The sequence below is a fragment of the Fictibacillus sp. NPDC058756 genome (assembly GCF_042746035.1).
Classification (GTDB): Bacteria; Bacillota; Bacilli; order Bacillales; family Fictibacillaceae; genus Fictibacillus.
On record NZ_JBHYPU010000001.1, the window covers coordinates 1023476 to 1050387 of the forward strand.

Genomic DNA, 26912 nt, shown 5'->3' on the forward strand with positions numbered 1-26912 from the left:
AAATAGAACCTTTTACATAATTCGCTTATTTGTTCATGCTTATGGGGTAGAAAAGAAGTTTTGGAAAAACCTTCATGATGAAACATTTAAATGGAATAAATATGCATGTTCAGAAATCCTGACAAATTTTTATGTATGTTGAAAAGATTAAAGCATGTTAATATGATTTGCTGAATTCTTTTGTTCTATTCTGAATTTAAAAGAAGCGGGGGAACCACACTTTGGCACTAAAGCCTTGGGATGAATTTGTTAAAAGCAGAAGGGATAACTCTCAATTCCCTAATCGACAGCAAACCTCGTAAGCGTTTTTGGAGAGAGAGCTTATATACATGGGCTAAGTCTATGTGTTGCAGTGTACCCCACTCAGTAGAAGGTATCGCATTGATTTTAGGAGTAGAACGTCTATTGGATATGCTTAGAACAGCAGTTAATATCACTGGAGATGCTGCTTGTGCAGTTATCGTTGACAAAGGTGAAGATAAGCATGTTGGGGAAAGAAAAGAAGAAGCAACTGCTTAATAAAAATATTTACGAGCCGGAGGAATTTCCTGCGGCTTTTTATTTATGCCAAAATCCCTAGTTTAGTAAAAATGAGTAAATAAATGTAAGCATAAACAGAACTTCATGTTAAAATAGAATAATACATAATGATGTTTCGGAGTGATATTTTTGGAAAAATGGCTTGAATTAATAGTACTTGCTGGAAAAGTTATTTTGGTGCAGCTGCAAACCTTCATTAATCCCATTGTTGAGTTAGTGGAAAGCAGTATGAATTCTTTTTGGTTCGTGTTTGCTTTAACTGTAATAACAGGTTACATAATCTTGGAGATATTATATAAAGCTATTACTTTTTATCAGGCTCATAATTTCATTCACCGTAAGATGGTCAGGGAACCTGCCCGTGATATCGAATTTAGTCTCTTTATAAAGACTCTTTGGCAAACAGACCGATCTAAAGGGTTAGTAGCAAATGCGAAAGCGGCTAAAAGCCGATATTTACAGTTTAATTTACAAGAGCGACTTTTTATTCAGACTAACTTGCAGCAGCGAATGAGATTCCTAAGAAATAATCAGCCTTTATTTTTATTGGCAGCTCTTTTTACAGGATTTCTTTCGAGTGTTGCAGCAAATGTACTCCCTATCAATTCTGTAAGTTTTACGGGAGAAAGTGTTTTAAAAACTGTCTTATTCTTACTTGCGTGGCTTTTTATCATGCAATCAAAATATGTTTCCATGAAAAAGCAGACCTATTACCATCTTGCATGGATTCAAGAGACGAACAGGACTGCAGCTGTTGACTTAATTCAGGATGATGCAGCTGTATCTATCAATGAAAGCAACCCTACGTATTAACGCGATACGTAAGGGTTGTTTTTTATCCAAAAACGATAGGGGAAATATACAGCCTCTTCCGCATATTGAATGCCTATCCTTGGTCCGGACTCTATTTCATGTGGCTGGATCTCAATTTTTTCTTTAATTCTTATTCCGCACGTATCAATTTTTTGACCGGAATGCTCCAGCGAAAACCCCATACTTTTTGAAAGCTTGCCAGGACCATTTGTGAGCTGAACCTCTTTTTTCACTCCGTCTCTTCTTTCCTTCATGATTTCTATTCCTTTGACAGGCTGAATAGCTCTAATTAAGATTGCTTCGGGTTTGTCTAGCGGACCGGTCACAATATTGAAGCAAACATGCATGCCATATATGAAATAGGTATAAATTGTTCCTGCTTCATGGAACATGACTTCAGTTCTTGGGGTTCTCCGGTTTCCAAAAGAATGGGCGGCCCGGTCTTCAGGCCCTAAATAAGCTTCCGTTTCGACAATTATGCCAGAAGTTAAACCATCTCGATTTTTATGAATAAGTTCCATCCCAAGAAGTCTTTTTGCCAGGTCTAATGTTGGCAGATTCCATAAATCCATATTTTTCTCCTATTATGTATGACATGAGCATGATATTAGTAAAATAACCTATAGAATTTGTATTATTATGTTACCTTTTGTCGGAGTTTTACAAACGTAAAAAAAAGGAAATCATAAGTTTAGAAAGAAGTTTTTATAAAGCAAATAAATAGGAGGCGTTTAATGTGGATGGTTGGGTTAATGAAACAGGAATTTATCAGAATCTCTCCAAAAGACGCTGGGAATACTGGGAAGTGAGCCAGCAAGGAGTAAAAACTATGGTTTCATGGCTTTGCTGGAATGCGCCTAACTCTGTTTATGAACAATGGAGTAAATCTGTCTTACATTAAACGAAGTACTTTTGAAGTTCCTTTCTGATGGAAGGGACTTTTTTATTTTCCTTGAATGCTTGAATCTTCTTTAAGGTGGTTAAAATGGTTAAAAAAAAGGAGATTGAGGAATGAATCATAAAAAGGGTCAATTGAGAAGAGCTGTAGAAGGAAGAAAACAGCGTTTGATTCAGCATCTTATTCATAAAGGGCTATATGGCTATGAAGACCATAGACACTTAACAGAATTCACATTAACAGAATTAGAATCTGAGTGGAAAAATGCTCAGCTTATAGGAAGAGAGGATCATATCAGTTAAATATTTTTTAAATATTTAAAAAATAAATACTTTTTAACTTTCTTTTTGGTATAATATCCCTATGGGTAGGGAAAAGGGTTTATTTTTACGACAAAATAACAGAAGAAATACCATAAATCGTTTGATAAAGGCAAATTCACTGAAAAGTGGGGACGCAAAGCTAAAGGGGCTTCATTTCTTACAATATGCCAGCCAGCTACCTTACGAATCATTATCCTCGATTTATGAAGTAAAAGAGGGAGGATATGTATATGGAAAATCAAATTTTGTTCTTATCCTGGTCTGTGATCGGTTATTATTTAGCCATATTCTTTTGTTTTGGATTGCTTCTGTATTTTACAGCGACAATGGTAAAAAAAGATACTCGGATTATTGATTATTTTACTAATGTATTGATAATTATAGGTGCGATTGCATGGGTGGTTATCACGAGTTAGCATGAGATTGGAAATTTCCAAATTTTTAGTAAGGATATACTCTAAACCCCCGCGTTATAATGAATGCATACATGGAAGGGGGGCTTTAACATTGAAATATAAAGATAGACTTAATCTCTCTGAAGAAGATAAGGAATTACTAGTCGAAGCGTTACTTAGCCAGGGTTATGCATATGAGGTTGTAGATTCTGAGTTAAAAGATCTTGAATATGAGCTGAAACCGGGTTATGAATCTAAAATGAGAAAATTGAACGTATTATTAAAAAAATTACATAGCTAAAAAAATAAAGAGGTTGACTCAAAATAAAAACTTTTGAAGTCAAACCTCTTTTTTTTGGCTGTTTTCGTAAACATTGTTGCTATTTGAAGATGTTGATTCAAAGAAGCGTACTCAACAAAAAAGTCCAAATGCAACAATCTTTTAGAAATTAGCCTATTATTTAAACCTTTTAGATATCGTCCATAATTCTAAATTAAGTATCTAGTAACCCTTTCCTTCTAGCTTCCATCCGCCATTCAGCTTCTTTTACTAATCTTCTAGGCAGTTTTCCTCTATTTTTCAAGAAAGACCAATATGTTAAATACTGTGGCGGTCTTGAAACAGGAGACACATTCCTCGCATATTCCCACCAAGAGATTTCATTTGCTTCTAGACGTATAAGAAAAAGATCGTCACCTTTTACCATAAAACTCACTCCTGTCTTGCCTTTCATTACCCATAGTATGGACAGATTTAATAAAAATAACCGAAAAAAATCATGGCACTTCAGTTTATGCAAAAAGGTGCATTATGATTAGGACAAAAAGTAATTTTTTAGTTAGGCAGGATTTAAGTTATGCAGCTTGAATCTTTAAAATACATAAAGGATGGAAGAACGTGCTGTGAAAAAGAGGAGGTGGTCCGGTTGGAGCAGGTACTCATGTTTTCATCGCTTCTAGCCCCATTAGTTACTGCACTTATGGAGCTGTTAAAACGTACTTTCCCGATTCCTAAGAAATATATCCCTATTAGCAGCTTTTTTGTTGGTTTAATAGTTGGAATTCTTGCTTCCCCTTTTACCGAAATGGATGTAGAGCTAAGGCTATGGTCTGGAGGAATAGCTGGCTTGGCAGCAACTGGATTGTATGAAATAGGGAAGAAAAGTAAAAAATCAAAAAGAACATGCTAAGAAATACAAGTATTTATACTAAATGTTTAGAATTTGTAAGACAGTGAATAGATTATAGTAATAAAATAATGACGGGTGGTGGATTTCGTGAAGGCTTTTATAGCACTATGTTTTGCTGTTATGTTGTCCTTTCTATTTGTCCCTAACATCCCAGATCGAGTTCAAGAGAATTCCAGTACGAAGGATAAAGCAATCTCACAGCCAGTAAATGCTGAAGAGAAAAAGACTGGAGAGAAAAAAATTCCTGAATTCAACGAGGATCTTGCAAAGAAAAATGCAAGCCTTTTCATGGAAGCTCTAAAACAGGAAACAGATGATAATTATAAAGTAATAAATTATTCTACAAAAGATGAACTTATAACTTATTTAACTAACTTTGTTTCTGAAGAAATTGCTGCATACTATACAGATGGTTTGTTTGAAGAAAAAGAAAGTTCTTTGTATATCATTCCGACTGAATTGCCTCCTTGGTTAGAAGAAGAGGAACCGGTAAATATCAAGCAGCTTTCTGATACATCTTATCGCGTTTATCAAAAGAACAGTTCTGATCTTTACGGTATCTATGAAATTACTCTTGGATATGAATATATTGACGGCAAATGGATCATTACATTTGCTTCAGTGGATTAAGCATGGGGCTACCCATGTTTTTTCACGATTAGAACAAACATCTGAATGAACGATTAAAACAAATGGACTTTAAATGTTGTGAACTTTACAATAGAGGAAATAGTCGAGATGGAGCAGTGCGATGGATATTATTACATTTAAAGATTTCTATAACAACACCGTACAATTGTCGTTTTCTGACCACCCATTTTCTGATACTCCAATGCATGTGTGGTGTATTTGTAAATTCAAAGATCAGTGGTTATTAACCGAACATCCAAGGCGAGGTATTGAATTTCCCGGCGGCAAAGTAGAGCCAGGCGAAACGGCAGATGAGGCCGCAGTCCGAGAGGTCTATGAAGAAACAGGAGGACGAGTTTCTGAATTAAAATACATTGGCCAGTATTACGTAGACGGAAAAGGCGGAAAGATCATAAAAAATATCTATGTGGCCAACGTAGATAAAATTTTATTGAAACATCGTTATTTTGAAACGAATGGTCCAGTCCTGATGAGTCAGCTTCCTGAAGATGTAGCAACCAGCAAAGCCTTTAGTTTTATGATGAAAGACCAGGTATTATCAGAAAGCATGAGGTACGCTCTCGAACATTCCCTGGTCTGATCAGAATTTATGAATGGTGCTTTATAAGTTTACTCTCTAGGTACTCGACTCCTTGATACATTACCGTAGCCATTACAGCAATGATTAAAAGGCTCATTAATACAAGTGTGAAATTGAACACTTGGAAGCCGTAAATGATCATGTAGCCTAACCCTTGTTTTGAAACAAGAAACTCGCCGACAATAACTCCCACCCATGATAAACCGACGTTTACTTTCAGAGACGAAATAATACTTGGGAAACATGCTGGAAGGATGACCTCTTTAAAACATTGTTTTTTATCCCCGCCGAATGAACGGACAACTTTAACATAGTTTTCATCAACGTTTTGAAAAGCCGTATACACGACTAGTGTTGTAATAATAACCGAGATGAGAACTCCCATTGCTATAATCGATCCAAAATTAGGTCCGATCGCAACTATCAGAATAGGACCTAAGGCAACTTTCGGCATAGCATTAAGAACAACCAGATATGGATCTAATACTCTTGATAAAAAAGGTGACCACCATAGCAATGCTGCTAATAAGGTACCGATAAGGGTTCCAAGTATAAATCCAAGAACGGTCTCGCCAAGAGTAAATGCAACATGGATATAAAGAGATCCGTCACTTGCCTTTTCGAGAAACAGAGACCAGATTTTAGATGGAGAACTAAAAAGCAATGGATTGATCCAGCCTTGTTTTGAAGAGATTTCCCACATTGAAAAAAAACTTAGAAAAATGAGCAGCTGGACAATCCGGATGTTTCGTTTTTCTTTTTTTATGGATAAAAGAAACTCAAGATGTTTCTTGTTCGTGATCGTTTTGCTCAATGTGTTCCAACTCCTCCCATATTTGCTGAAATGTTGCTGAAAAATCAGGGTGCTGTCTCGCTTCGAATGGCAGGAGGCTTTTTAGAGTTTCTGAAATTTTAAACGTGCGGAAAATACGGCCGGGATTACTCGATAATAATATGACATTATCACTCATCGCAATTGCTTCACCAATATCATGGGTAACAAGAATAGCCGTTTTACCGTGTTCTTTTAGAGTAGAAGATACTAAGTCTTCCAGCTTCAGTTTTGTTTGGTAATCTAAAGCTGAGAATGGCTCATCAAGTAAAAGCATCTTTGGCTGGGTTGCTAATGTTCGAACAAGTGCCACCCTTTGCCTCATTCCACCTGATAGTTCTGAAGGGTATTTACTTTTTGTATGTTCAAGTCCGATTTCTTTTAATAAACGGAAGGCAGCTATAATGTTTTCGGCTGTATTTTGATTTCTGAGCTTTAGTCCAAGCGTAATATTATCTTCGATCGTCTTCCATGGAAAAAGATAATCTTGCTGAAGCATATAGCCAATCTTTGGATGTGGCTGATTGACTGGCTGATTGTTAACCATAACAGATCCAGCGGTAGGGATTAATAGACCTGCGATAATAGATAGCAAGGTGGATTTTCCGCATCCGCTTGGACCGAGAATGGAAGTGAACTCTCCTTCATTTATTGAAAGTGAAATATCTTCTAAGGCCGTTGTGGCGGATGTTTTTGAAAAGTAAGTTTGACCAACTGATTTAAGCTGCAAAAAAGCCACGACGATCCCTCCTGTACTTTATTTAATAGCTTTCTTCGCTAACGTTGTATCAACGAGAACATCATACTCGATCTTTTTAGGAAGTTCTCCAGCCTCTTCCATTATGGTTTGCAGGTTGTTCCACTCTTCTTCATCCAATATCGGATTTAATGCAAAGCTATGCTGGCTCTTATAACGATCGACTACTGTTTCAATTAATTCGACAGGGGTATCTTCAAAATATGGTGCGATGACTTCAGCAATTTCGGCAGCGGAATGGTTTTCTACCCATAACTGAGCTTTGTATAAGCCTTTTGTGAATTTCTCAAGAGTTTCTTTGTTTTCTTTCATGTAACTTTCTTTTGCCATGAAAGTCGTGTAAGGGATTTTCCCCGATTCTGCTCCAAAGGAAGCAACGATGTGACCTATACCTTCTTGTTCAAAAAGACTAGCTTGAGGTTCAAACAATTGAACATAATCACCTGTACCAGCAGCAAATGCATTGGCGATATTGGCAAAATCAATGTTTTGTATCATTGTCAGATCGTTTTTAGGATCGATCCCGTGTTTCTTTAGGCCAAATTCACCAGCCATTTGAGGCATACCGCCTTTACGCTGACCTAAGAATGTACTGCCTTTTAACTGTTCCCATGAGAAAAAATCGGGCTTTTTGCGTGCCACTAAAAAAGTTCCGTCCGTTTGCGTAAGCTGTGCGAAGTTGATTACAGGGTCTGTAGATTCTTGAGCGTGAACATAAATCGTTGTTTCTGAACCTACAAGTGCAACATCAGCACCGTCTGACAGTAAAGCAGTCATCGTTTTATCTCCGCCCCAAGTTGTTGTTAACTCAACGTTAATTCCTTCATCTTCAAAAAAACCCTTTTCAATGGCTACATATTGAGGGGCGTAAAAGATAGAGCGGGTAACCTCTGCTATACGGACTTTTTCCTGTTTAGAACTGGAAGTGTTACAGCCAGCCAGAAGCAAGGAAAAGGCAAGCAGGGAAGTAAACAGTAAAGTGAATTTCCTTTTTAAATGTTTCATTACAATCCTCCTGAACAAATAGGGATGAAGTCATGACTTTTATGTAATAATGTATGTGATTACTGAAAATGTGTGTTTGCCCACTAAATAAACAAGGAGTGTCGGAATGAAACGAGCAAAAATCATAGAATGGCAGCGATTTCCTTCCCCACATCCAACCATAAAGCTGTATGTTGTAACGTATTTAAATGACGGTTTGAGAATAAAAGGTCTGGCTGCTCTGCCTGAGGGGAAAGGCCTTTTTCCGGGATTTCTCTATTTAAGAGGCGGTATTAAGTCAGTTGGCATGGTTCGTATCGCGAGGATTATTCAATTCGCATCACAAGGATTCGCAGTAATGGCTCCATATTACAGAGGAAACCAAGGTGGAGAGGGAAACGAAGACTTTGCTGGTAAGGACCGGACAGATGCCTTTGCTGCATTTGAAGTACTGAAACAGTTTCCAAAAGTTGATGACAATGAAATCCATGTGTTTGGTTTTTCTAGAGGCGGTCCGATGGCACTGTTTACTGCTATGAAGTACCCTGAAATTAAATCTGTAGTTACTTGGGGCGGTGTAACAGATATGGCTGTCACTTATGAGGAAAGAGAAGACTTGCGCCGGATGATGAAAAGGGTAATCGGCGGCACCCCAGAAAAGTATCCTGAAGAATACGAATGGCGGTCACCCTTGTATTACTGTAGTGAATTACAAGCGCCTTTATTATGTATTCACGGAATGAGAGATGAAAATGTGAGTGTACAGCACACACTTAAGATTGAAAAAAGGTTAGAAGAACTCGGAAAAACTTGTGAAACTTGGATATATCCCGAATATACACATTACTTCCCGCCAAAAGAAAACAGAAAAATAACATATGCGCTATGTGAGTGGATGAAGGAGCAGGGAAAAAGGAGCTGAATGAAAACAGCTCCTTTTATTTTTGTTGGTTTACACCTAACATACTGGCTAAATGAGACAAGAAGATATCAATTTGAGCGTTAAAATTTAAATCTTTTTTATTAAGGAAGATTGTGGCTATATTTATCCCATCGTTAAAAGTTATAAAATACCTTGCAATTGTATCTAAAGGGTATTTGGGGTTGAATTCACCTTTTTTTACGCCTTCATCAAATAAGTTCATAAGATGTTCAATGGCAAATTCATATCGTTCTTTCATGTAGATTTTTTTCTCAGGCAGCAGTCTATTGATTAAGAAGTATTCGATTTGTACAGCTCCAAACAAATCTTCTGTATCATCAGCAGATTTATAATCTTCAAAATCATTTACCAATGAATTCCAGATTGATGGATGTTTAGCTATATCTTTAATTTCTTTACTGTAAGTACGATTTGAATCTTCTAATATAGATAAAAACAAGTCTTCCTTACTGGAAAAGTATGAATAAACACCGCCCCTGCTTAAATCGACAGCATCAATTACATCCTGCATGACAAAGGCTTCATAACCTTTTTTAATAAATATCTTTTTTGCAGCCTCTAGTATGCTACGCTTCCGCTCTTCTTTGTGGCTCTCCGTTACTTTCGGTGACATATGGTTCTCCTTTTTTCCCTTTAGACTGTACTCTTAAAATAAAAACTATCATACTTATAAAGCACAATCCACTAGATGTAACTATAAAGATAGGGATTACTCCGAATAAATTTGCTAAGAATCCACCAGCAATAGGACCGACTAAAGAGGAAAACGTCATGATGCTTCCAATTGTACCGAATGTACGGCTGGTCATGTGTTCGGGAGTTAGCTTTAATACATTGGACTGAAAGGGAATAAAAACATAACCAGCTCCAACACAAGCTAAAAATGTTATAGAAGGTGCCCAAAACATAGGATTGGAAAGACTATAATCAGTAAGGATAGCTAGACTTCCAAATCCTAAACCGAGTGTGAATATTCCTCCTGCCATAGCGTTAATCGCATTTTTAATTTCAAACTTACTCAAGATGATTCCAGTAACTAAAAATCCTGCTCCAGAAGCGGTCATAACAGTACCAATTAATCGTGGTGATACTTCTTTTAATTCTCTAAAGAGAGTAACGAACTGTGAATCGGACATCTGAATAACGAACATGGTAACAGCCATTAAAAGCGTTCCGTACATAATAGCAGGAATACCCTTAATAAATGAGAAGCCATCAAGCATTTCTTTGATAAAGTTCTTCTTTAGCTTATTCTCTTCGTGTTCTTCATTTAGAATTTGTGAGGGGTTTGCTGGAATCTTAAGCAGGAGAAGAACGGATAGCAAAAAGGTTATTGCATCAAGAATAAAGATGATCTTGAAACTCCATAGTGCAAGAAGAAGACCGCTTACTGCAGGTCCGATTATTTTCGTGCCGCTCTCAATTATGGAACTGATTGAGGCAGCTTGCTGCATGTGGTGATCAGGCACAATTTCTTTTAGCTTTCCGTTTTTGGCCGGTGTAAAGAGAGCCGAAAAAATACCTAAACCAAATAATAAAGTATACACATGCCAAAGTTCATTAGCAAAAACGAGACCAAAAATAATGAAACCTCTTGCCGTATCAGAAATAATCATAATGTATTTGCGTTCCCAACGATCAGCCAAGACACCTGCTACAGGTCCCAGTAAAGTCATTGGGAGGGCAAGAGACAAGATAATTAACGAAACTTGTAGTGGTGTTGCTTCCCATTTAAGCCCCACCAGTGTGAACACAGCAAGAATTGACAGCCAGTCCCCAAGATTGGAAATCAGTTGAGCAGAAATCAAAAATTGATAAGGTTTGTTTTTTAATAATTTTTCCGATTGTTCCATGTAATCAGCTCCCGGTTTTTAAAGTGACATCCATGTCGTTATTATAAATGACACTGATGTCACTTTACAACTCTTTTTTTCTAATAAATAACAAAAAACCCTCCCGCTGGATAACGGTAGGGTTGATTTAAGATGATTACGCGAGTGGTCCTGCTTGCGTGATTTCAGAAGAAACGGATTTGAATTTTTCAAAGTTAGCCTTAAATTTAGCAGCAAGTTCTTTTGCTTTTATATCATACTGTTCCGGATTATCCCATGTTTTCTTTGGCTGAAGAACTTGATCAGGAACACCAGGGCAATGTGTTGGAATGTGAAGTCCGAATACAGGATCTAAAACAGTTTCAACAGATGTCAGCTCACCTTCAAGTGCCGCTTGAACCATAGCACGAGTGTAAGATAAATTCATACGACTTCCGACACCGTATTCTCCACCGGACCAGCCTGTGTTAACAAGGAATACTTGAACATTATGCTGATCGATTTTCTTGCCAAGCATTTCTGCATAAACAGTTGCAGGCAACGGAAGAAATGGAGCACCAAAGCATGTTGAGAAAGTTGCTTGCGGTGAAGTAACTCCTCTTTCAGTTCCAGCAAGCTTGCTTGTGTATCCAGATAGGAAATGGTACATCGCTTGTTCTTTTGTTAATTTACTGATTGGAGGCAATACTCCGAAGGCATCAGCTGTTAAAAAGATAATTGTATTTGGGTGACCTGCCACACTTGGCTGAATGATGTTTGGAATCGCATCAACAGGATATGCCGCTCTTGTATTTTCAGTTAATGTGGAATCCTTATAGTCAGCAATACGGGAATCATCATCGATCATTACATTCTCTAATACACTTCCAAAACGGATGGCATTCCAAATCTGCGGCTCTTTTTCTTTGGAAAGATCGATTGTCTTTGCATAGCAACCGCCTTCGACGTTAAATACACCAGTATTAGCCCATCCGTGCTCATCGTCACCGATTAAGCGTCGGTTAGGATCAGCGGAAAGTGTTGTTTTCCCAGTTCCGGATAAGCCGAAGAAAAGAGCTACATCAGCTTCGTTTCCAACGTTAGCTGAACAGTGCATAGAAAGGATTCCTTTTTCAGGAAGCAAGTAATTCATAACAGAGAATACTGATTTTTTAATCTCCCCAGCGTATTCAGTACCACCGATTAACACGATTCGTTTCTCAAAAGAAATAATAATAAACGTTTCAGAGTTTGTTCCATCCTCAGCAGGATTTGCTTGGAAGCCAGGAGCTGAAACTACTGTGAATTGAGATTCATGTGAAGCAAGTTCAGTTTCATTAGGACGCACAAACATTTGATGTGCAAATAAATTGTGCCATGCATATTCGTTAATAACTTGAATAGGAAGACGGTACTCTTGATCTGCCCCAGCGAACCCCTTAAATAAGAATAACTCTTCTTTAGTGCCTAAGTATTGAAGTACTTTTTTATATAATTTATCAAAGTTTTCAGGTGAAAATGGTTTGTTTACTTTGCCCCAGTCAATGGATTTTTTTACTGATGCATCTTCAACGATAAATTTATCCTCAGGGGACCGACCTGTGTATTTCCCCGTGGTTGCTCGAAGTGCACCTGTAGAAGTAAGAATGCCTTCTTTTCTTGTTAATGATTTCTCTACTAAAACCGGAACAGGCAAGTTCTGGTGAGTTGTTTCACGGGTCACAAGTTCATTTAAGGTTGTCGTAAATTCCAAAGTATTCATATCAGACAGTACCATCCTTTATCCTAGAGTGATATATTCGAAAATTAGTATAACACATTAATTTAAATAATGTATACTATTTTATGAAAGCGCATCAGAAAAGTTCTTAATCCAAAAAAAAAGGCTTAAATACACCAGGAATCTCCATCATATTGAAAGCGATATCAAAAAAATACAAAATTCAGCTTCTTCCTATTGATATTAAAGGGATTTCTATTGACATCATGAGGTCATTGCGCTATTATATTTCGAGAACGGCTACTCTTATTCTGAGTAGGTGGAGGGACAGGCCCTATGAAACCCAGCAACCGACATGAAAGCGGAGATTAATGGATCTGCTTAAAATGAAAAGGTGCTAACCTGCAAGGTGAAAATAACCTTGGACAATAAGAGGATGAAGGCATTTTTATTTTAAACCTTTTCCCTCGTGAATGATATGTGAAACAGGGAAGGGCTTTTTTTATGCCTTTTTCAAGGTAAGAACATAAACAATGCAAAATAGATAAGAATAAAGTACCGTATCATACTGAAAGCAATTAAGGGAGGATATTAATTTGTCCAAAAAAGTTAGTCGTCGTTTATTTACATCTGAGTCTGTAACAGAAGGTCATCCGGATAAGATTTGTGACCAGATTTCAGATGCAATTCTAGATGAAATCTTAGCTAATGATGCTAATGCACGTGTAGCATGTGAAACATCTGTTACAACAGGTCTTGTACTTGTTGCTGGTGAGATCACAACTTCTACTTATGTAGATATCCCAAAAGTTGTACGTGAAACAATTAAAGAAATCGGATATGACCGTGCAAAATACGGTTTCGATTCTGAAACTTGTGCAGTACTGACTTCTATCGATGAGCAATCTGCTGATATCGCAATGGGTGTAGACCAAGCGCTAGAAGCAAGAGAAGGCTCTATGACAGATGCTGAGATTGAAGCAATCGGTGCAGGTGACCAAGGTCTAATGTTCGGATTTGCTTGTAACGAAACAGAAGAGCTTATGCCTCTTCCGATTTCATTAGCACACAAATTATCTCGCCGTCTTACTGAAGTACGTAAGTCTGAAGAAATTCCTTACTTGCGTCCAGATGGAAAAACTCAAGTAACAGTTGAATATGATGAGAACGATAAGCCAGTACGTATCGATACAATCGTTATTTCTACTCAGCACCACCCAGAGAACACACTTGAAGAAATTCAAAAAGATATTAAAGAAAAAGTAATCAAGCCAGTTGTTCCTGCTGAGTTAATTGATGAGAACACAAAATACTTCATCAACCCTACAGGCCGTTTCGTTATCGGCGGACCACAAGGTGATGCTGGTCTAACTGGACGTAAAATCATCGTTGATACTTACGGTGGTTATGCACGTCATGGCGGCGGAGCATTCTCTGGTAAGGATGCTACTAAAGTTGACCGTTCTGCTGCGTACGCTGCTCGCTATGTTGCGAAAAACATCGTAGCTTCAGGTCTTGCAGATAAAGTTGAAGTTCAGCTTGCATATGCGATCGGTGTGGCTCAGCCAGTATCAATTGCTGTAAACACTTTTGAAACGGGTAAAGTATCAGAAGAAGTTCTTGTAGAATTAGTTCGCAACAACTTCGATCTTCGTCCGGCTGGAATCATCAAGATGCTTGATCTTCGCCGTCCAATCTACAAGCAAACTGCTGCATATGGTCACTTTGGCCGTACAGATATCGACCTTCCATGGGAGAAAACTGACAAGGCAGAAGAACTTAAGAAACAAGCAAATATTTAATTAGTTAAACAACAGACTCCTGATAAATGGGAGTCTGTTTTTGTTTTGATGAATATAGCGCTTTGTCGAAAATTTCGTATCTTTTAAATAACGTGTGATTTAATAAATTAACGTGCGATTATCAGATTTTCACTCAGCATCTCAAACACAATAATATTAAAAAGCCTGCCATTTTTAAATGGCAGGCATCCTTTTATACAAATATCTGATTTTTAACACCTAAACTGCTAACTTGAGGTCTTCCAATTGACTCATAATTTAGAGGATACTGTTCAGCAGCACTTTTGACCTCTTCAAGAGTAAACATGTTTCTCCCATCAAAAATAACAGGCTGCTGCTTCATTCTCCTAATATTTTCAACCAGCAAAAGTTTTTTAAAATCATCCCATTCAGTAACGATAACTGTAATTTCTGAATCAGTTATGGCTGATTCAAAAGAATGAGCAATGTGCACACCTTCGACGGGGAAATCTCTCACGAGTGGATCGAATGCAGTGACTCGAGCTCCCTCATTCACCAGTTTTTCTGATAAAACAATGGATGGGGCAGAGCGTATATCATCTGTATTTGGTTTAAATGAAAGTCCAAGGAGTGTTATTTTCTTATTTTTTAAATCTTTCCCGTAAGCCTTTATTTTTTCGAAAAAGAGCTCACCTTGTTTTTCATTAATATCGAGTGTCTGACCGATAAAAGGCAGTTCAACACCAATGTCTGCTGCCGCATTTTCAATTGCTTTTAAATCTTTTGGAAAACATGAGCCGCCAAAACCAATTCCGGCTTTTAAAAAGTCACTGCCGATCCTTGGATCTAACCCAATTCCGGACGCTATATCATCAATGTTTGTTCCTAATTGATCACTTAGCTGTGAGATCATATTAATGTATGAAATTTTCATCGCCAAAAAGGAATTTGCAGCATATTTAAGCAGTTCTGCACTTCTTGCATCTGTTTGCAAAATCGGCGCATCCCAAGCACTGTATAAACTTTTCAATATTTCTTGTACTTTTTTGTCTGATGCTCCAATTATAATTCTTGAAGGGTTCATAAAATCATATACTGCTTTTCCTTGCCTGAGAAATTCAGGGTTGTGGGCAAAAGAAAAGTTTGAATCACTGGTTTGTTTATTTGCTATCTGCTCCATTTTTTCAGTTGTACCAGGGGGAACAGTACTTTTAATTACAATAATCTTATCTGATAAACTATGCCTGGCTATCTCGTTTACAGCAGACTCCACCTGTGATAAGTCGGCTTTGCCATTTTCGTCCTGAGGGGTGCCGGTGCAGATGAAAATAATATCACATTCAGAAATAACTTTATGGACATCATGAGTAAAAGATAATCTGTTGAAATTCTGGTGAAGCAAAGGCTCAAGACCGTCTTCAAATATGGGTATGCCTCCAGATTGCAAGGCAGCTATTTTTTCTTTTGCTGTATCATGAATGAATACTGTATGACCTTTATCAGCTAAGCTTGCTGCCGTTACAAGTCCTACGTATCCAACACCAAATATGCCAAGTTTCATTACTTCTCCCCTTATTACAATAGTGTATAGACTGAATGATGCTTTCTTTACGTATTGTAACAACAGATTACCTAAGTTGGTAGAGCACGATTTTTCCATTTCTTTGCGTCTCAGTTCTGTACGGGGAATTCCAATATTAAATAAGGTTAGCCAAGAAAAATGCTTTAACTAAGAATAATGATACAAAGCTTGAACTTATACCAAGAACAATCCCAGCAAGAACATCGGTAGGGTAATGAAGCCCAAGGTACATCCGTGAAATAGCTACTAAAAGAGCTGCGAAAAGCAGAAACACTCCCAAAAAAGGGTTTAATAGGATTAGAGGTGTCACTATGGAAAAAATCGCTGTTGTATGACCAGAAGGGAAAGAATGATCTTTCAACGGATTGTCGCCGATATTCGTATCGGGCAGGCTCAAGTATGGCCGCTTCCGAGGATAAATTTTTTTCGAAATCATAACTGGTATGTGACTGATGATGAGTGAAACCATACAGACGGCTCCCCATGATTTTAAGTGTGCAGGGAGGAGTAATAAAAGCAGAACAGCTGTTGAGATCGTAGCAGTTGCGCCGCCAAGATGAGTCCACACATGAAAGAAACGATCCATGGAACTTCTGTGCATTCGTCCATTAATAAGCCGGAAAAATGTGCATTCTTTTTCATAAAGCCAATTAATAACTTTTGCCATTAATATCCCCTCTTTATTTTATAGCTTGATATGATCATCATAAAATACAATTGTTATGGGGAAATGAAGGCAGTGTAAATATTTATAAAAAAAACCGTCCAAAAACGCTGGACGGTAAAAATCAGAAAAATATTTTCCGGTCTCGTTCTTCTTTTAATATTTCAACTGCTTCTCGGAAACGCTGGGAATGGATAATCTCTCTTTCTCTTAAGAAGCGAAGAGAATCATTCAAATCGGGATCATCTGACATGTTTATAATCCATTGGTATGTAGCACGGGCCTTTTCTTCAGCAGCGATATCTTCGTAAAGGTCAGCAATCGGGTCTCCTTTTGCTGCTATGTAACTTGCAGTAAAAGGTACGCCTGCCGCATTGTGATAAAACAAAGCGCTGTCATGGTTAACGTAGTGATCTTCTATCCCTGCTGCTTTTAATTGTTCAGGTGTTGCATCTTTCGTAAGCTTGTAGATCATCGTTGCGATCATTTCAAGGTGTGCAAACTCTTCTGTACCGATATCCGTTAATAGACCAATTACTTTATCAGGAATTGTGTATCTTTGATTTAAGTAACGAAGTGCGGCAGCGAGTTCTCCATCAGCCCCGCCGTACTGTTCGATTAAATATTTTGCTAGTCTTGGATTGCATGATGCTACTTTTACCGGGTATTGAAGTTTCTTCTCATAAACCCACATTAAGGTGTACCTCCTTTACTTTTTTATAGCTGCCAGGGCCAAGGACCGCTGCTCCAGTTCCATGGAATACCTGAATAGCTGTTTCCATATTGCTGAAGAGGTCCATATTTTGACTCTATCGCTCTTTTAATTTTTTTCCTTTGTTGTGCATATTGGTTAAATTGATGAACGGCTTTTTGATCTTGAGGGTGTGTATCTAGATATAAAGTGAGCTCCACAAGTACAAAATCAACAGCTTGAAGCTCTTCCATCCATTGATAGAATTCTTCTGGTAATGTTTGCGGCACCGCAGTTACCCCCTTCTTTCATATGGATTTTCATAAAAGTCATAAAAAGCAGGCCAAAGTGTGCCTTTTCGCAATGCTTCTTTTGGTGGAAACTGTGGAAGATCATATGGCTGGAAACCCATATATAAATTTGGAGGAGTCGAATAATACTTTTTGCCAATTGGAGGACAAGGATCGAAAGGACTGTGATAAGGAGTATATGATTTTACAGGTGTGTTTCTATTCATCTAAAACCATCCCTTCATAAAGTATACTTTTATAAAGGTATTCACTAAGTGAGGGGTTTCAGCACTAATAATTCTCTAATTATGATAAAATAATGGGCAAATCGAGATTTGGAAATGAGGTAAGGAACACATGTACAAAGGAATACATCATGTATCATTGCTAGTTACAAATTTGAAGGAATCATTATATTTTTACGAAGGTATTCTAGGATTTAAACAGAATAAAAAACGCCCTCAATTTGATTTTCCGGGCGTTTGGTATGATATTGGCGAAACACAGCTTCATTTAATTGTTCACAATAAAGGAAAAGCCAGAAGAAACACAACCGAAATTGACAGCAGAGACGGTCACTTTGCGGTTAGGGTTGAAGATATGGATAAACTAATCAAGACTCTCGACGCACACGGTGTTAAATATGTAAATAAACCAAACAATAAAACCGATTGGCATCAAGTGTTTGTGAGTGATCCTGACGGCAACTTAATTGAATTTAACGTTTAGACTGAAGTGTCTTATAATATTGCCCTTTTTCATAATATTCCCGACGTATCCGATCCATATCTTTAATATCTTCTTCTGTCAATTCACGTATTACTTTTGCCGGTCGTCCGAATGCAAGAGTATTTGGCGGTATCACTTTTCCGGGAGGTACAAGACTTCCTGCACCTATAAAGGCACCTTTGCCGATATGTGCTCCGTCAAGCACCAATGAACCCATGCCGATTAATGCATTTTCCTCAATTGTACAGCTATGCAGAATAACGCTATGACCAACTGTTACCCCATCTTTTAATTGAAGTGTGCGATTCGGACTTTGATGAAGTACAGAATTATCTTGTACATTTACATAATTGCCGATTATTGTGGGGGAAACATCCCCCCGAATTGATGTGTTGAACCAAATCGAAGAGTACTCTCCAATCTGAACATCACCGGTAATGGTTACATAGTCTGCAATAAACGCAGTTTTAGAAATGTTAGGCTGTTTGTCTCCATAAGGATAAATCATTGTATACACATCCTGTTTTATATATTAATTAAGTATAGTTTAGCAAATCGGATACCTTTATGAATAGGAAAGAGGGTGGAATATATGTGGACTTGGACAACAGATCGGGAAGCTAAAGGTACGATTGTAGTCGTACATGGTGCAAACGAACATCATGGAAGGTACGACTGGGTTATAAAACAATTAAATGAGTCCGGTTTTCACTGTGTTTCTGGAGATCTCCCTGGCCAAGGTACAACAACGAGAAGAAGAGGACACATCGATGCATTTGATGAGTACATCTTTACAATTGAGAACTGGTTTCTAGAGGCAGAAAAACTTGGCTTGCCAGTGTTTATATTAGGTCACAGTATGGGCGGACTTGCTGTTATTCGCACGTTAATGGAGAGAAATCTGGATGTTCGGGCTGTTGTTTTATCTTCACCATGTCTTGGGTTAGTTCATTATCCCTCAAGAGGAAAAGAAGCCCTTTCACGGTTATTGAACAAACTCGCCCCTGGTGTAAGGCTTGCTACAAACTTGCCAGAAGGCAGTGCAACAAGGAATGAAGAGATACGAGTAAGGGATAAAGAGGATAAATTAATCGTTAAGAAAGTTTCAGTAAGGTGGTATCGGGAACTGACGTCATCGATTAAGCATGCATTTGAACACTATAAATCCTTTCCGAACATCCCATTACTGCTGCTCCAGGCCGGTGACGATTTAATTGTAGATAAAGAAGCCGTAAAACGCTGGTTTAACGGAATTTATCTGGAAGAGAAATGGTATAAAGAATTTCCTTCACTGTATCACGAAGTTTTAAACGAACCTGAGCGGGAAAATGTCTTTGAATACGTAAAAAGATTTTTATATCTGCATAGTGAAGCTAATAAAGGAAAATGGTAAAGAAAGAATAATCAAAAGGAGCATCTATATGAACAAAGTTCCGGTTCACCCATGGGGATTGATGTATTCTGTTTACACGAAAGTTTTTCCGGCTGTCAGCCAGCTGCTTCAAAATTGGCATGATAAAGCAGAAAAAATACCTGATCCTGAATTGAGGCAGCAGGCTTTAAGCAGCATCTCCAATAAGATGTTTCATTGTGAAGGCGGCGCTATCCTTACACTTCTCGCCGGAGTGCATCGAAAAAAAGCCATAGAATTTGTAGTAGCTTACCAAACGATCAGTGATTATTTAGATAACCTCTGTGATCGGAGTACCTCTCTTAGTGAAAAGGACTTCAGGGCACTTCATGAAAGTATGTTTCATGCACTTAGTCCAGGGGTAAAACCAGTTAACTATTACAGGTACAGGGATGAGCAAGAGGACGGTGGATACCTTGCTGATCTTGTATTAGCCTGCCAAAGGGTATTATCGGAAATGCAGGCATACCCGAACATTGCAAGTGAGCTGATAGGACTTGCCCAAATTTATTGCGATCTTCAAGTTCATAAGCATGTTGTTGTGCAGGAAAGGGAACCTCGTCTGATCAGCTGGTTTGGGGAATATCAGTCTGTTCTGCCTGATATAACATGGTATGAATTCTCCGCTTGTGCTGGTTCGACACTTGGTATCTTTTGTCTCGTCAGCTATGCTTTTCAAGGCGATTTCACAAAAGAATCTGCTGAAAAAATCACAAAAGGTTATTTCCCATGGCTGCAGGGATTACATATTCTGCTGGATTATTTTATTGATCAAAATGAGGACAAGCTTGAAGGGGATCTTAACTTTTGTACGTATTATAAAAATGAGCAGCACATGCTTGAGCGCATGGTTTATTTCGCAAAAGAAGCGGAAAGCAGCTGTTCGAAATTACCCAATTCAAAATTTCATCGTCTTATCCAAAGAGGTCTGCTCGGAATTTATTTAGCAGACCGCAAAGTTTCTGAATGCCCTGTGATTAAGAAAATGGCATCACAACTTGTAAAAGTAGGAGGCGCAACCAGCTACTTCTTTTATTTAAACCGAAAAGTTTACCAAAAATTAAAACCGTCTCTTTCATAATAAAAAGGCTAGTATTGCAGGTTGTTGCTCTTGGAAGTAGTTGATTTCCGCTTCAGATGCTCGCTTTCCGCGGGGCGTGCGGTGAGCCTCCTCGGCGCTTCGCACCCTTAGGAGTCTCACCTGTCCCGCTGCTCCCGCAGGAGTCTCGCATCTTGCGCTACAATCAACTTATCAATGAAGAGAATGATTTTAATAAGCCCATAGCAAAAACAAAGGTTGAATCAACATTGTACGTTGATATCAGCCTCTTGTTTCGATCGCTATAACAAATGGAGGATCGTTTTTTTGATTAATGAATTCATATTGCAAAACGTGTGCTTTTTTCTGATCAAGGTTTTTAACAAAGTCCAAGACATGATTTTTCTCGCGTTTTCCTTCTTCATGACCATGATAGATTACCAAAATGATTATTCCCTCAGGTTTTAAAATATGAAGCAGCTGTTTGATCGCTTCGATAGTAGAGGTGCCTTTTGTTGTAATGGATTTATCGCTTCCTGGCAGATAGCCTAGGTTAAAAATAGCAGCTGAAACTCGTCCGAATAAAGATTCAGGAAGTAAGTTCATCATTTCATCATGCGAAGCTTGAAAGAATGTTACATTATCATCAGCTTGGTTTTCTGTTAACCGCAGTTTAGATTTTTCAATTGCCTGCTCCTGAATATCAAAAGCAAATACTTGTCCATCTTTACCTACTAGCTTTGATAAATATAAAGTATCATTGCCGTTGCCGCATGTAGCATCAATAACTATATCACCTTGCGAACAAAATGAATGAAGAAGAGTTCTTGCAAAAGGGAGAACACCTTCTAATTTCATAAAGAGTTCACCTCGTCTTTTAAATAAAATTTCCCCTGAAAACTGTTTCTGCGTTTCAGTTCACTTTCGATGGCATTAAGCACTTTCCACTTATTTAAGCTCCACATAGGCCCAATCAAGAGATCGGAAGGACCATCACCTGTTAATCGGTGAATCATCATATCTGGAGGAATGATTTCGAGCTGATCGCATACAAGGTTTACATACGTGTCAAAATCAAGAAAATCAAGCATGCCTTGTTCATATTGCTTTACCATCGGAGTCTTTTTTAATAGATGCAATAGATGTATCTTAATACCTTGAACATCCAGTTTTGCAACTTCACGTGCAGTTTCCATCATCATTTCAGGCGTTTCGAGCGGTAGTCCATTAATGATGTGGGAGCAGACTCTAATATTGTGTTTCCGCAGTTTGTTAACACCCTCAACGTAGGTCTGATAGTCGTGCGCACGATTAATAAGCATAGCAGTTCTTTCATGTACGGTTTGAAGCCCCAGTTCAACCCACAAATACGTACGTTTATTTAAATCAGCCAGATATTCCACTACATCATCAGGAAGACAATCAGGACGTGTAGCGATAGCAAGACCAACAACATCTTCTTGCTCAAGAACAGTCTCATACATTTCTTTTAACTTTTCAACAGGAGCGTATGTGTTCGTAAAAGCCTGGAAATAGCCGAGATACTTTCCTTTTTTCCACTTAGAATGCATGCGTTCTTTTACTGTATGAAACTGTGTAATAATATCATCTCGGCGATTCCCCGCAAAATCTCCTGAACCGCTTTGGGAACAAAACGTACAGCCGCCGAAAGCCGCTTTTCCATCTCTGTTTGGACAATCAAATCCTCCGTCTAAAGGGATTTTGATAATTTTTTCTCCGAAGTGAGATTTTAAATGGTGGTTCCATGTATAATATCTTTTATCGCCAAAATAGGCAGGTTTTTCTATAAGGTGTGTCAACCTGTTCACTCCTTTTTCCCGGTGATGAGCACCAAGCCAATTGTAGCATGTACAAGGGATGAGCGGCAAAATAGCTGTAATTTATTTTCGTTGTAAAGTTCAGGAAAAAGGACTAAAATACAGAAGGGTTTTTATGACATCATGGTAAGCGGGGGATCTTCATGCCAGCGAAAGTGTGGCTGCTCATAATAGGTATGGCACTGAATGTTACAGGCTCAAGTTTTCTTTGGCCGATCAATACCATCTTCATGCATGAGCATTTAGGTAAATCTTTAACCATAGCCGGAATCGTATTATTACTGAATTCTGGTGCAGGGATTATAGGGAATTTAACAGGCGGTTTGCTGTTTGACAAACTAGGCGGATATCGAACGATCATGCTCGGGGTTTCTATTTCATTTACCACTTCATTTTTATTGATTTGGTTTCATGATTTCTGGTCCTACAGCATCTTGCTGGTCTTTATGGGATTCGGTATGGGAATTGTTTTTCCCTCCATGTACGCACTTGCCGGTACGATGTGGAAGGAAGGCGGAAGAAAAGCTTTTAATCGCATCTATATCGCGCAAAATGTAGGTGTCGCTTTAGGTGCAGCTCTTGGCGGATTAGCTGCCTCATATTCTTTCACATTATCATTTATCAGCTGTTCTGCTCTTTCATTTCTTTTCTTTATGATCGTATTATTTGGTTTTAAAGGGATAGATGAAAAAGAAAGCGGCAGTGTTCAGACTGTTTTCTCACAAAAAAAGCGTATTCATAATAAACAGGCTTTCTTCGCCTTGCTCATCCTTTGCGGGGGGTACTTGTTAGCCTGGATTGGTTATGTTCAATGGCAATCGACCATTGCTTCATACACGCAGGATTTAGGTGTGACTTTAAAGATGTACAGTCTATTATGGACCGTGAATGGATTGTTCATTGTTCTCGGACAGCCTTTAATAAATGTTTTTCTAAAGAAATGGCTGCAGTCAACAACAAGCCAGATACTTGTCGGATATGTCATATTTATCATCTCGTTTGTGATTGTTGGAAACGCGAAGGACTTTAGCGGATTTATGATTGCGATGATTGTGCTGACAATTGGTGAGATGCTAGTTTGGCCAGGTGTTCCGAGTATTGCGGCAGAACTTGCTCCTAAAGGAAGGGCAGGGTTCTACCAAGGAATTGTTAATAGTACAGCAACAGGCGGCAGAATGCTTGGCCCTTTATTTGGGGGAATGATCGCAGACCTCTTTAACATAAGTATATTGTTTCAAACGATTATTGGATTAATGGTCCTCGCATTTATGCTGACCATTGTTTACATCCGAAACAGACAATCTATTAGAAAAACAAATCCATCTCAATCCGCAGCCATTTAAAAAAGTATGGCATATCATTTTGCCTAGTAGGATTTGAGTTTAAAAAAGGAAAATTTAGGTTATATTAGTTCAAACCACCTTGACATTTTTTAAAAGAATTCATAAAATACAAATTAACATCTATTATTCGTTAATAACGATGAGAGGGACTAGTAAAAAAAGAATGGTATTTAGAGAGTTGACGGCTGGTGCAAGTCAACCCGGACTTTTTTGAACTCACCCTTTAGTTGCAAGTGTGAATATAGTAATGCTTGCCGTCCCGCCGCGTTAAGGTTAGTTTGAGTGAACGTGATTTTTGCGTTAATCAGGGTGGTACCGCGGCAGGTTTAAAATTGTGATCTAACCTTTCGTCCCTAATGTTTTATTAGGGGCGGGAGGTTTTTTTATTTGGCTTTTTAAAAGATTGTTGCTATTAAGAAGGGGTTGATTTCCGCTGCAGGGTGCTCGCTTTCCGCGGGGCGTGCGGTGAGCTTCCCTATCGCTTCGCGCTGGCGGGGTCTCACCTGTCCCGCTGATCCCGCAGGACAAGGAAGGCTTCGGAAGCCTTACATCGCACGAAGAAAATGTGATTTTCATTTTCGAGGAGTCTCGCACCTTTCGCTCCAATCAACTTTCAATGATGAAGCAACAATCCTTTAGATAAAAAAGTCTTTAAATTTTACCATAAAGCAGGGTCAATGAAGGAGGAACGGTTATGTATTATAACCACAAAACAATTGAGAAAAAATGGCAGCATTTTTGGGATGAAAACAAGACATTCCAAACGAAAGAAGAATATGACAAAAAGAAGTTTTACGCATTAGATATGTTTCCATACCCATCCGGAGCAGGTCTTCACGTAGGACACCCGGAAGGATATACAGCAACTGACATTCTTTCCCGAATGAAACGCATGCAAGGCTATAATGTACTTCACCCAATGGGCTGGGATGCATTTGGTCTTCCTGCTGAACAATATGCTCTTGATACAGGTAATGATCCTGCAGAATTTACAGAGCAAAACATTAATACCTTCCGCAGACAGATTAAAGAATTAGGTTTCTCTTATGATTGGGACCGTGAAGTTAATACGACAGATCCATCTTATTACAAGTGGACGCAATGGATTTTTATCCAGTTATATAAAAAAGGTCTGGCGTACGTTGATGAAGTTCCGGTTAACTGGTGTGAAGCGCTGGGAACAGTTCTAGCAAACGAAGAAGTTATCGATGGAAAGAGCGAACGCGGAGGTCACCCTGTAGTCCGTAAACCTATGAAACAATGGATGCTTAAGATTACGGCTTATGCGGACAGACTTTTAGAAGACCTTGAAGATCTGGATTGGCCTGAGAGCTTGAAAGATATGCAGCGTAACTGGATCGGACGTTCAGAAGGTGCAGAAGTTCATTTTGATGTAGACGGCCATTCTTCTAAAATTACAGTCTTCACAACAAGACCAGACACACTATTTGGTGCAACGTATCTTGTGCTTGCTCCTGAAAATAAGCTTGTAAAGGAGATCGTTACAGACGAACAACTTGAAGCAGTAACAACTTATCAAAAGCAAGTAGAAACGAAGTCTGACCTTGAGCGTACAGAGCTTGCAAAAGAAAAGTCAGGCGTGTTTACTGGAGCATATGCGATCCACCCGGTAACAGGTGCAAAACTTCCAATCTGGATTGCTGACTATGTTCTAGCAAGCTACGGTACTGGCGCTATTATGGCTGTTCCTGCTCATGATGAGCGTGATCACGAGTTTGCTGTTAAATTTGAGCTTCCGATTGCAGAAGTAGTTGCTGGAGGAAATGTTGCTGAAGCTGCTTATACGGGTGATGGCGAGCATGTGAACTCTGATTTCTTAAACGGCATGCAAAAAATCGAAGCAATTGAAAAAATGAATGCATGGCTTGTTGAGAACGGTAAAGGTGAGAAAAAGATTACTTATCGTCTTCGTGATTGGCTATTCTCCCGTCAGCGTTACTGGGGAGAACCCATTCCGGTCATTCATTGGGAAGACGGCACAATGACAACTGTTTCTGAAGAAGAACTACCATTGCTTCTTCCTGTAATGAAAGAGATCAGACCTTCCGGAACAGGTGAATCTCCACTTGCTAATGAAGAAGAATGGGTGAATGTTGTCGATCCTGTAACAGGCAAGAAGGGCCGCCGTGAAACAAATACAATGCCGCAGTGGGCAGGAAGCTGCTGGTATTACCTTCGCTACATCGATCCTAAAAATGAAGAGCAGCTGGCATCTCCTGAAAAACTGGAGCATTGGCTGCCAGTAGATATTTATATTGGCGGAGCAGAACACGCAGTATTGCACCTTCTATATGCGCGTTTCTGGCATAAAGTACTTTACGATCTTGGCGTAGTTCCAACGAAAGAACCGTTCCAGCGCTTGTTTAACCAAGGTATGATTCTTGGTGAAAACAACGAGAAGATGAGCAAGTCAAAAGGCAATGTCGTTAATCCTGATGAGATTGTTGTGAGTCATGGTGCGGATACACTTCGCTTATACGAAATGTTTATGGGACCGCTGGATGCTTCTATCGCATGGAGTACGACAGGTCTTGATGGCGCCCGCCGTTTCCTTGATCGTGTATGGAGATTGCTAGTTTCCGAGGACGGAAAGACCCTGAATCCGGCGATCCAAGATACTAAAGGAACAGATGCTTTTAACCGCCTTTACCATTTGACTGTTAAAAAAGTAACGGAGGATTATGAAGGTCTTCGTTTTAATACGGCTATCTCACAGCTTATGGTATTTGTTAACGAAGCCAATAAGCAGGAGACACTTCCTAAGGAATTAGTTCAGGGCTTTGTAAAAATGCTTTCTCCGATCGCTCCCCATATTTGCGAAGAGCTTTGGGAAAAGTTAGGTGGTACAGGAAGCATCGCATATGAAGCTTGGCCAGTATGGGATGAAGCGCAGCTAGTTGAAAATGAAGTAGAGATCGTTGTTCAAGTAAACGGTAAATTAAAAGCGAAGATGACGATCCCGGCAAACAGCAGCGGACAGGATATGGAGCAAGTCGCTTTAAAAGAAGAAGCTGTTCAACAAAGCATAGAAGGCAAAACGATTCGCAAAATAATCACTGTACCTGGCAAACTCGTAAATATCGTGGCAAACTAAAGGAGGCTTT

General features: G+C 38.8%; 31 protein-coding genes, 1 pseudogene, 3 riboswitches and 1 other annotated feature. Of the genes and pseudogenes, 16 read left to right on the forward strand and 16 right to left on the reverse strand.

Annotated elements, in window-relative coordinates; all coding sequences use genetic code 11:
* Positions 1 to 158 precede the first annotated feature (158 nt).
* A riboswitch (cyclic di-AMP (ydaO/yuaA leader) is annotated at positions 159 to 320 on the forward strand.
* Positions 321 to 351: 31 nt separating this feature from the next.
* Together ACFW35_RS05115 and ACFW35_RS05120 are read left to right on the forward strand one after the other, a co-directional pair.
* Positions 352 to 519 (forward strand): annotated as a pseudogene (locus ACFW35_RS05115) (cation:dicarboxylate symporter family transporter); the annotation flags it as partial.
* A 150-nt stretch (positions 520 to 669) separates the two neighbouring features.
* Complete coding sequence (locus tag ACFW35_RS05120) at positions 670 to 1353, forward strand: hypothetical protein (protein WP_379844237.1); 684 nt, start codon at positions 670 to 672, stop codon at positions 1351 to 1353.
* On the opposite strand, the gene ACFW35_RS05125 is transcribed toward ACFW35_RS05120, so the two are convergent.
* Positions 1350 to 1925, reverse strand: a complete 576-nt coding sequence (locus tag ACFW35_RS05125) for a DNA-3-methyladenine glycosylase (RefSeq protein ID WP_379844239.1) — start codon at positions 1923 to 1925, stop codon at positions 1350 to 1352. The genes ACFW35_RS05120 and ACFW35_RS05125 overlap by 4 nt on opposite strands.
* Before the next feature lie 164 nt (positions 1926 to 2089).
* Between ACFW35_RS05125 and ACFW35_RS05130 the strand changes: the two genes are divergently transcribed.
* From ACFW35_RS05130 to abbA, 4 genes are all read left to right on the forward strand, one after another.
* Entirely contained in the window at positions 2090 to 2254 is a 165-nt protein-coding gene (locus ACFW35_RS05130) for a hypothetical protein (protein ID WP_165389363.1), read from the forward strand.
* A gap of 110 nt (positions 2255 to 2364) precedes the next feature.
* Positions 2365 to 2553, forward strand: coding sequence for a Fur-regulated basic protein FbpA (locus ACFW35_RS05135; protein WP_379844240.1), 189 nt, complete (start codon positions 2365 to 2367; stop codon positions 2551 to 2553).
* A gap of 119 nt (positions 2554 to 2672) precedes the next feature.
* Positions 2673 to 2757, forward strand: a riboswitch (cyclic di-GMP riboswitch).
* A 47-nt stretch (positions 2758 to 2804) separates the two neighbouring features.
* Complete coding sequence (locus ACFW35_RS05140) at positions 2805 to 2990, forward strand: hypothetical protein (protein ID WP_077359410.1); 186 nt, start codon at positions 2805 to 2807, stop codon at positions 2988 to 2990.
* Between the two features lie 91 nt (positions 2991 to 3081).
* Positions 3082 to 3270 (forward strand): antirepressor AbbA, encoded by a 189-nt coding sequence (gene abbA, locus ACFW35_RS05145; protein WP_379844242.1) that lies wholly within the window; start codon positions 3082 to 3084, stop codon positions 3268 to 3270.
* Positions 3271 to 3463: 193 nt separating this feature from the next.
* Here abbA and ACFW35_RS05150 read toward each other — a convergent pair whose 3' ends face one another.
* A complete protein-coding gene (locus ACFW35_RS05150; protein ID WP_066291901.1) occupies positions 3464 to 3676 on the reverse strand; it encodes a hypothetical protein in 213 nt (70 codons plus the stop codon).
* Between the two features lie 219 nt (positions 3677 to 3895).
* Here ACFW35_RS05150 and ACFW35_RS05155 point away from each other — a divergent pair, with 219 nt between their 5' ends.
* The 3 genes from ACFW35_RS05155 (at position 3896) to ytkD (ending at position 5390) form a co-directional block, all read left to right on the forward strand.
* Positions 3896 to 4159 carry a holin gene (locus tag ACFW35_RS05155; RefSeq protein ID WP_379844244.1) on the forward strand — a complete coding sequence of 88 codons (264 nt, stop codon included), beginning with the start codon at positions 3896 to 3898 and terminating at the stop codon, positions 4157 to 4159.
* 87 nt (positions 4160 to 4246) lie between these two features.
* On the forward strand, positions 4247 to 4789 hold the full coding sequence (locus tag ACFW35_RS05160; RefSeq protein WP_379844245.1) for a hypothetical protein: 543 nt from the start codon (positions 4247 to 4249) through the stop codon (positions 4787 to 4789).
* A gap of 121 nt (positions 4790 to 4910) precedes the next feature.
* Positions 4911 to 5390 (forward strand): RNA deprotection pyrophosphohydrolase, encoded by a 480-nt coding sequence (gene ytkD / locus ACFW35_RS05165; protein ID WP_066291893.1) that lies wholly within the window; start codon positions 4911 to 4913, stop codon positions 5388 to 5390.
* Between the two features lie 7 nt (positions 5391 to 5397).
* On the opposite strand, the gene ACFW35_RS05170 is transcribed toward ytkD, so the two are convergent.
* From ACFW35_RS05170 to ACFW35_RS05180, 3 genes are read right to left on the reverse strand one after another with little or no spacing between them, the layout of a single operon-like run.
* On the reverse strand, positions 5398 to 6204 hold the full coding sequence (locus ACFW35_RS05170) for an ABC transporter permease (RefSeq protein WP_379844247.1): 807 nt from the start codon (positions 6202 to 6204) through the stop codon (positions 5398 to 5400).
* On the reverse strand, positions 6170 to 6961 hold the full coding sequence (locus tag ACFW35_RS05175; RefSeq protein ID WP_379844248.1) for an ABC transporter ATP-binding protein: 792 nt from the start codon (positions 6959 to 6961) through the stop codon (positions 6170 to 6172). Before ACFW35_RS05175 ends, ACFW35_RS05170 begins: the two co-directional genes overlap by 35 nt.
* Positions 6962 to 6979: 18 nt before the next feature.
* Entirely contained in the window at positions 6980 to 7984 is a 1005-nt protein-coding gene (locus tag ACFW35_RS05180; protein WP_379844250.1) for an ABC transporter substrate-binding protein, read from the reverse strand.
* 106 nt (positions 7985 to 8090) lie between these two features.
* Here ACFW35_RS05180 and ACFW35_RS05185 point away from each other — a divergent pair, with 106 nt between their 5' ends.
* Positions 8091 to 8885, forward strand: a complete 795-nt coding sequence (locus tag ACFW35_RS05185) for an alpha/beta hydrolase family protein (protein ID WP_379844252.1) — start codon at positions 8091 to 8093, stop codon at positions 8883 to 8885.
* A gap of 16 nt (positions 8886 to 8901) precedes the next feature.
* Here the strand turns inward: ACFW35_RS05185 and ACFW35_RS05190 are convergent, their stop codons facing one another.
* The 3 genes from ACFW35_RS05190 to pckA all read right to left on the reverse strand — a co-directional run bounded on the left by ACFW35_RS05190 (position 8902) and on the right by pckA (position 12479).
* Entirely contained in the window at positions 8902 to 9519 is a 618-nt protein-coding gene (locus ACFW35_RS05190) for a TetR/AcrR family transcriptional regulator (protein ID WP_379844253.1), read from the reverse strand.
* A complete protein-coding gene (locus ACFW35_RS05195) occupies positions 9473 to 10759 on the reverse strand; it encodes an MFS transporter (protein ID WP_379844255.1) in 1287 nt (428 codons plus the stop codon). The genes ACFW35_RS05190 and ACFW35_RS05195 overlap by 47 nt, the downstream gene beginning before the upstream one ends.
* A 136-nt stretch (positions 10760 to 10895) precedes the next feature.
* Positions 10896 to 12479 (reverse strand): phosphoenolpyruvate carboxykinase (ATP), encoded by a 1584-nt coding sequence (gene pckA, locus ACFW35_RS05200; RefSeq protein ID WP_379844256.1) that lies wholly within the window; start codon positions 12477 to 12479, stop codon positions 10896 to 10898.
* 261 nt (positions 12480 to 12740) lie between these two features.
* Positions 12741 to 12872, forward strand: a riboswitch (SAM riboswitch).
* Between the two features lie 161 nt (positions 12873 to 13033).
* On the opposite strand from pckA, the gene metK reads away from it, so the two are divergent.
* On the forward strand, positions 13034 to 14239 hold the full coding sequence (gene metK / locus ACFW35_RS05205; protein WP_379844258.1) for a methionine adenosyltransferase: 1206 nt from the start codon (positions 13034 to 13036) through the stop codon (positions 14237 to 14239).
* A gap of 193 nt (positions 14240 to 14432) precedes the next feature.
* On the opposite strand, the gene ACFW35_RS05210 is transcribed toward metK, so the two are convergent.
* The 5 genes from ACFW35_RS05210 to ACFW35_RS05230 all read right to left on the reverse strand — a co-directional run bounded on the left by ACFW35_RS05210 (position 14433) and on the right by ACFW35_RS05230 (position 17654).
* Entirely contained in the window at positions 14433 to 15761 is a 1329-nt protein-coding gene (locus ACFW35_RS05210) for a UDP-glucose dehydrogenase family protein (RefSeq protein ID WP_379844259.1), read from the reverse strand.
* 136 nt (positions 15762 to 15897) lie between these two features.
* Complete coding sequence (locus ACFW35_RS05215; RefSeq protein WP_379844261.1) at positions 15898 to 16449, reverse strand: phosphatase PAP2 family protein; 552 nt, start codon at positions 16447 to 16449, stop codon at positions 15898 to 15900.
* Between the two features lie 121 nt (positions 16450 to 16570).
* Positions 16571 to 17140: a spore coat protein CotJC gene (cotJC, locus tag ACFW35_RS05220; RefSeq protein WP_130294309.1), complete on the reverse strand. Its 570-nt coding sequence runs from the start codon at positions 17138 to 17140 to the stop codon at positions 16571 to 16573.
* A gap of 23 nt (positions 17141 to 17163) precedes the next feature.
* Positions 17164 to 17391, reverse strand: a complete 228-nt coding sequence (locus ACFW35_RS05225) for a spore coat protein CotJB (protein ID WP_379847394.1) — start codon at positions 17389 to 17391, stop codon at positions 17164 to 17166.
* Positions 17392 to 17432: 41 nt separating this feature from the next.
* Positions 17433 to 17654 carry a spore coat associated protein CotJA gene (locus ACFW35_RS05230; protein ID WP_379844262.1) on the reverse strand — a complete coding sequence of 74 codons (222 nt, stop codon included), beginning with the start codon at positions 17652 to 17654 and terminating at the stop codon, positions 17433 to 17435.
* 130 nt (positions 17655 to 17784) lie between these two features.
* Here ACFW35_RS05230 and ACFW35_RS05235 point away from each other — a divergent pair, with 130 nt between their 5' ends.
* Positions 17785 to 18156, forward strand: a complete 372-nt coding sequence (locus ACFW35_RS05235) for a VOC family protein (RefSeq protein ID WP_379844264.1) — start codon at positions 17785 to 17787, stop codon at positions 18154 to 18156.
* Here ACFW35_RS05235 and ACFW35_RS05240 read toward each other — a convergent pair.
* The gene (locus ACFW35_RS05240) at positions 18146 to 18664 is read right to left on the reverse strand and encodes a gamma carbonic anhydrase family protein (protein WP_379844265.1); all 519 of its coding nucleotides are present in this window, start codon (positions 18662 to 18664) and stop codon (positions 18146 to 18148) included. The two genes, ACFW35_RS05235 and ACFW35_RS05240, sit on opposite strands and share 11 nt — an antisense overlap.
* Before the next feature lie 84 nt (positions 18665 to 18748).
* On the opposite strand from ACFW35_RS05240, the gene ACFW35_RS05245 reads away from it, so the two are divergent.
* Positions 18749 to 19549, forward strand: coding sequence for an alpha/beta hydrolase (locus ACFW35_RS05245; RefSeq protein ID WP_379844267.1), 801 nt, complete (start codon positions 18749 to 18751; stop codon positions 19547 to 19549).
* Between the two features lie 28 nt (positions 19550 to 19577).
* Entirely contained in the window at positions 19578 to 20648 is a 1071-nt protein-coding gene (locus tag ACFW35_RS05250; RefSeq protein ID WP_379844268.1) for a tetraprenyl-beta-curcumene synthase family protein, read from the forward strand.
* 240 nt (positions 20649 to 20888) lie between these two features.
* Here the strand turns inward: ACFW35_RS05250 and ACFW35_RS05255 are convergent, their stop codons facing one another.
* Positions 20889 to 21464, reverse strand: coding sequence for a tRNA (mnm(5)s(2)U34)-methyltransferase (locus ACFW35_RS05255; protein ID WP_379844270.1), 576 nt, complete (start codon positions 21462 to 21464; stop codon positions 20889 to 20891).
* A complete protein-coding gene (locus tag ACFW35_RS05260; protein ID WP_379844271.1) occupies positions 21461 to 22426 on the reverse strand; it encodes a TIGR01212 family radical SAM protein in 966 nt (321 codons plus the stop codon). The genes ACFW35_RS05255 and ACFW35_RS05260 overlap by 4 nt, the downstream gene beginning before the upstream one ends.
* A gap of 161 nt (positions 22427 to 22587) precedes the next feature.
* Between ACFW35_RS05260 and ACFW35_RS05265 the strand changes: the two genes are divergently transcribed.
* Both ACFW35_RS05265 and leuS read left to right on the forward strand, forming a co-directional pair.
* Positions 22588 to 23787, forward strand: a complete 1200-nt coding sequence (locus ACFW35_RS05265; protein ID WP_379844273.1) for an MDR family MFS transporter — start codon at positions 22588 to 22590, stop codon at positions 23785 to 23787.
* 130 nt (positions 23788 to 23917) lie between these two features.
* Positions 23918 to 24145 (forward strand) — a binding site (T-box leader).
* Positions 24146 to 24481: 336 nt separating this feature from the next.
* A complete protein-coding gene (gene leuS / locus ACFW35_RS05270; RefSeq protein WP_379844274.1) occupies positions 24482 to 26902 on the forward strand; it encodes a leucine--tRNA ligase in 2421 nt (806 codons plus the stop codon).
* Positions 26903 to 26912: the final 10 nt, after the last annotated feature.

Coding starts and splice junctions, on each gene's coding strand:
- ACFW35_RS05125 (WP_379844239.1), bottom strand. CDS start 1,925: ATGGATTTATGGAATCTGCCAACATTAGACCTGGCAAAAAGACTTCTT.
- ACFW35_RS05135 (WP_379844240.1), top strand. CDS start 2,365: ATGAATCATAAAAAGGGTCAATTGAGAAGAGCTGTAGAAGGAAGAAAA.
- ACFW35_RS05140 (WP_077359410.1), top strand. CDS start 2,805: ATGGAAAATCAAATTTTGTTCTTATCCTGGTCTGTGATCGGTTATTAT.
- ACFW35_RS05150 (WP_066291901.1), bottom strand. CDS start 3,676: ATGGTAAAAGGTGACGATCTTTTTCTTATACGTCTAGAAGCAAATGAA.
- ytkD (WP_066291893.1), top strand. CDS start 4,911: ATGGATATTATTACATTTAAAGATTTCTATAACAACACCGTACAATTG.
- ACFW35_RS05180 (WP_379844250.1), bottom strand. CDS start 7,984: ATGAAACATTTAAAAAGGAAATTCACTTTACTGTTTACTTCCCTGCTT.
- ACFW35_RS05185 (WP_379844252.1), top strand. CDS start 8,091: ATGAAACGAGCAAAAATCATAGAATGGCAGCGATTTCCTTCCCCACAT.
- ACFW35_RS05190 (WP_379844253.1), bottom strand. CDS start 9,519: ATGTCACCGAAAGTAACGGAGAGCCACAAAGAAGAGCGGAAGCGTAGC.
- ACFW35_RS05195 (WP_379844255.1), bottom strand. CDS start 10,759: ATGGAACAATCGGAAAAATTATTAAAAAACAAACCTTATCAATTTTTG.
- pckA (WP_379844256.1), bottom strand. CDS start 12,479: ATGAATACTTTGGAATTTACGACAACCTTAAATGAACTTGTGACCCGT.
- ACFW35_RS05210 (WP_379844259.1), bottom strand. CDS start 15,761: ATGAAACTTGGCATATTTGGTGTTGGATACGTAGGACTTGTAACGGCA.
- ACFW35_RS05215 (WP_379844261.1), bottom strand. CDS start 16,449: ATGGCAAAAGTTATTAATTGGCTTTATGAAAAAGAATGCACATTTTTC.
- cotJC (WP_130294309.1), bottom strand. CDS start 17,140: ATGTGGGTTTATGAGAAGAAACTTCAATACCCGGTAAAAGTAGCATCA.
- ACFW35_RS05225 (WP_379847394.1), bottom strand. CDS start 17,391: ATGGAAGAGCTTCAAGCTGTTGATTTTGTACTTGTGGAGCTCACTTTA.
- ACFW35_RS05230 (WP_379844262.1), bottom strand. CDS start 17,654: ATGAATAGAAACACACCTGTAAAATCATATACTCCTTATCACAGTCCT.
- ACFW35_RS05235 (WP_379844264.1), top strand. CDS start 17,785: ATGTACAAAGGAATACATCATGTATCATTGCTAGTTACAAATTTGAAG.
- ACFW35_RS05240 (WP_379844265.1), bottom strand. CDS start 18,664: ATGATTTATCCTTATGGAGACAAACAGCCTAACATTTCTAAAACTGCG.
- ACFW35_RS05245 (WP_379844267.1), top strand. CDS start 18,749: ATGTGGACTTGGACAACAGATCGGGAAGCTAAAGGTACGATTGTAGTC.
- ACFW35_RS05250 (WP_379844268.1), top strand. CDS start 19,578: ATGAACAAAGTTCCGGTTCACCCATGGGGATTGATGTATTCTGTTTAC.
- ACFW35_RS05255 (WP_379844270.1), bottom strand. CDS start 21,464: ATGAAATTAGAAGGTGTTCTCCCTTTTGCAAGAACTCTTCTTCATTCA.
- ACFW35_RS05265 (WP_379844273.1), top strand. CDS start 22,588: ATGCCAGCGAAAGTGTGGCTGCTCATAATAGGTATGGCACTGAATGTT.
- leuS (WP_379844274.1), top strand. CDS start 24,482: ATGTATTATAACCACAAAACAATTGAGAAAAAATGGCAGCATTTTTGG.